Genomic DNA, 3238 nt, shown 5'->3' on the forward strand with positions numbered 1-3238 from the left:
ATAGTCAATTATTCATTTTTTCATGGAATTTTGATTTAAATGGAAGTTGAGAATACACAACAAATAATTGAGGTGCTGAAAAGGCTAATTGCCAATGAACAGAATTTGCCTTTAGCGAACATTCAAGATCAAAGCTCATTTTTCGATTTAGGACTTGATTCGATCAGTGCTGTTTATTTAATGGAGTTGGCTGAAAATGAATTGAATGTTAAACTAACTCCGCTTGATTTCTGGGACTATCCGACCATTGAGCAATTTGCCAAAAATATCTTCAATCAAAATTTTAAGAGATGAGTTTGTGGAACCCTCTTAGTCCTGAAAATATCCACAATCCATACCCCATGTATGAACAGCTTAGGGCTGAATCTCCTATTTACAAGGCCCAAACCGGAGAATGGATTTTTACTAAGTATGAAGATGTAAAATACATATTGACCAACAGGTCATTCGGAAGTGGTAACAGAAAAAACTGGATTGATAGAGGTGTAGAATACCTTGCTCAAAAAGACATTGACCTGGCATACATTGCTGAGGCTATGAATAACTTTATTTTACAACTGGACCCACCAGCGCACACCAGAATCAGAAGGTTTGTAACTGAAAACTGGGACAAAAATGGAGTTGAGAAAATCATAGAGAAAAACACCAAAATCTTAATAAATCAGATCAAAACAGGTGAATTTGATATTGTAGAATCATTTGCCGCCAAGCTACCCTCAATGACAACCGCCAGAATAATGGGCTTGCCTATGGCTGATCACCAATACCTCCATGACTTGTCTTCGGAAATGATCAAGGCACTTGACCTTTATGTGGATCTTAAAGAGTTAGTTAGATTAAATGACGCTTCAAAAAAATTCATTGAATATTTCAGAGAAAAAATTAATGACCACAATCTGGATGATGGGTTATTAAAACACCTATTGGCTATTAATAAAAAGGCCACTGAGCCGCTTAATGAAAAAGAACTTACTTCAGTGTTTATATTTCTTTTTGTAGCTAGTGAAGAGACCAGTGTTAGCTTTCTAGGCACGACATTGTTTAATGTAATTCATCATGGTCTACAGCCAACTCTAATAAACAAGTCAACCCTGAAGACTAAAATAGAAGAGTTTCTGAGGTATGACTCTCCTGTTCAACTTCTTGGACGAATAGCTAGTGAAGATGCAGTTATAGGAAATACGAAGATAAAACAAGGTGATACTTTGACTTTGTGTATTGGAGCAGCCAACCGGGACCCTGAGGCTTTTGTGAACCCCAATGAAATACAGCTTGACAGAAACCCAAAACATCTGACTTTTGGTAAAGGGACCCACTATTGTCTTGGTGACTGGCTTGCCAAGTCAGTAGCTGAGATTGCAATAAAAGAGGTCTTGGTGTCTTTCAAAAATTTGCAAATAGTATCTCCTCCAGCTAACTGGTATAATAATATTGCCATTCGAGGATTCAGAAGCCTAAGAGTTAGTGCCAGCTAAATCATTGCGCCTTTAAAGTACCTGAGTCTGATTTGCTTTCCTTTTTTCGTATAGCCAGCTAGTACTAGCTTTGAAGTTGGATAAACCAATTCCTTTCTCTTTTTAATCAGTTCTGGATTTTCGATTAAGGTAATTATTCCAATGCTTTTGCTTCTTCCAGAAACATAAAGCCCTTCCAAAAACTCAAATGATTCGGAGATCAATTTATCTGAAAGGCCAGGAATCCTATATTCAGGATCAATCAACATTCTGTAGCTAAAGAAACTGTTGTTATTGAAGTTAGGAACCTCAATTTCGTGAGCCGTGGAAACACCAATAACTTTTTCATCAAGCTTAACCTGGCAAATCACCTCTTTAGCACGCTTGGCAGTATCAAATCCAGTATTTGACATTATGCGCTCCCAAAATGTTATGGAAGATGAATATGCATCTTCATTTTCCCAAACGTTTTGTATTTGAAGACGCTGATTTATAATTTCACTCATATGCATGACATTGTTGATAAAGATAGGATTCAAACCTTTATAATTAAGGAAATATCTGTTGCACTAAAAATTGACATAGATAAAATTGACTCAGAAACAGAATTTTTAAATCTTGGTATAGATTCATTAGCAGGCTTAAACCTTATGACCAAATTGGAAAATCTGCTTAATATAGAATTAGACCCTATAATTTTTTGGGACTACCCTACTATTGAAAAATTAAGCAAGCATCTAGCCTCTAAAGAGGCTGGGGCTTAGTTTAATTTCACATGGTCAAAATAGGAAACCCTAATACTATGACCTGCGTTGTTATTGCCAACGTAAATCATATTTACACCTGGCCATACTGCATATCTCGCATCATTGGATAGTCTCTCATTTTGGACAACAGCCAAAAGGCCTACCGGCTTATTTTCTTTGACACCACTAAGTCCCTTCTGTAGTACAGATTTAGTCTCAAGAGTCAATTTCGTCTCAAGACCAATAACCCTTGAGTCCTTTTTGATAAGGCACCGATAGGCATAAACATGTGCCCGAAGTTGATCAAAATAAGTTGGGAATGCAGTTGAAACTCCTATAAGCTCGTCATTTTTATTTTTAATCATTATAACCACTTGATTGGCTCTTTTATAGGCCTCAGGTCTTGAGAGTATTCCAAGACGCAACCAAAAACCCACAATTTGTATAACCTCCTCGCTGGTGATTTTTTTCCAGACAATATGCCATTTAAAATCTTGAATAGACCTTTTCATCATAACCATTAACAATCTCCCATAAAAAGCACATCACAATTATAGTTAATTTATTGTGGTCACCATTTTCAAATTACCCGTATATAGTGCTGTGAGCTATCTATTATGTTTATATTAATTCTTAAAATTTTGTTAAAATTAATAAATATTACATGGATAGAAGCTGTAAAAAGCTCATATTTGAAGTAATTAACCAACTAAAAATCAGCCTCAATGAAAAGCAATCTTCGTGTTCTATATGGAACCACGTTGGCGAAATATTCGAAGTTTAAGTCCAGATATGACAAGAATGTTCGAAATGGGCACTTTAACGATCTCAGCGATCGCAAGAAATCACAAATAATTTCAAAGCTCAAAAGGCTCTATAATCGACTTTGCCAATTAAGGCTACAATTAAAGCTAGCTGCAGCAACCGGAATTCTTTCCCTTACTCTATCTGCGTCTCAGGCACAGCAACTTGGCCCTTTTGTTCAGAATGACACGAAGAATCCATTTGTAAATGCCAATCAATTACCTGAAAATGGGA

6 protein-coding genes are annotated in these 3238 nt (G+C 36.2%); 4 read left to right on the forward strand and 2 right to left on the reverse strand.

Annotated features, from left to right (window positions below):
• Window positions 1-39: 39 nt before the first annotated feature.
• Together E1140_RS01010 and E1140_RS01015 are read left to right on the forward strand one after the other, a co-directional pair.
• Window positions 40-294 carry an acyl carrier protein gene (locus tag E1140_RS01010; protein ID WP_155178110.1) on the forward strand — a complete coding sequence of 85 codons (255 nt, stop codon included), beginning with the start codon at window positions 40-42 and terminating at the stop codon, window positions 292-294.
• Window positions 291-1475 carry a cytochrome P450 gene (locus E1140_RS01015; protein WP_155178112.1) on the forward strand — a complete coding sequence of 395 codons (1185 nt, stop codon included), beginning with the start codon at window positions 291-293 and terminating at the stop codon, window positions 1473-1475. Before E1140_RS01010 ends, E1140_RS01015 begins: the two co-directional genes overlap by 4 nt.
• Here the strand turns inward: E1140_RS01015 and E1140_RS01020 are convergent.
• Window positions 1472-1960 (reverse strand): hypothetical protein, encoded by a 489-nt coding sequence (locus E1140_RS01020; RefSeq protein ID WP_155178114.1) that lies wholly within the window; start codon window positions 1958-1960, stop codon window positions 1472-1474. The two genes, E1140_RS01015 and E1140_RS01020, sit on opposite strands and share 4 nt — an antisense overlap.
• Between E1140_RS01020 and E1140_RS01025 the strand changes: the two genes are divergently transcribed.
• On the forward strand, window positions 1961-2218 hold the full coding sequence (locus E1140_RS01025) for an acyl carrier protein (protein WP_155178116.1): 258 nt from the start codon (window positions 1961-1963) through the stop codon (window positions 2216-2218).
• Here the strand turns inward: E1140_RS01025 and E1140_RS01030 are convergent.
• A complete protein-coding gene (locus E1140_RS01030) occupies window positions 2215-2712 on the reverse strand; it encodes a hypothetical protein (RefSeq protein ID WP_155178118.1) in 498 nt (165 codons plus the stop codon). The genes E1140_RS01025 and E1140_RS01030 overlap by 4 nt on opposite strands.
• Window positions 2713-2925: 213 nt before the next feature.
• Between E1140_RS01030 and E1140_RS01035 the strand changes: the two genes are divergently transcribed.
• Window positions 2926-3238, forward strand: a 313-nt coding sequence (locus tag E1140_RS01035; protein WP_155178120.1) for a hypothetical protein, incomplete at its 3' end; no start/stop codon positions are given.

Origin of the sequence: Fulvivirga lutimaris, from assembly GCF_009711525.1 — a bacterium.
In the GTDB taxonomy this organism is placed as follows: domain Bacteria; phylum Bacteroidota; class Bacteroidia; order Cytophagales; family Cyclobacteriaceae; genus Fulvivirga; species Fulvivirga lutimaris.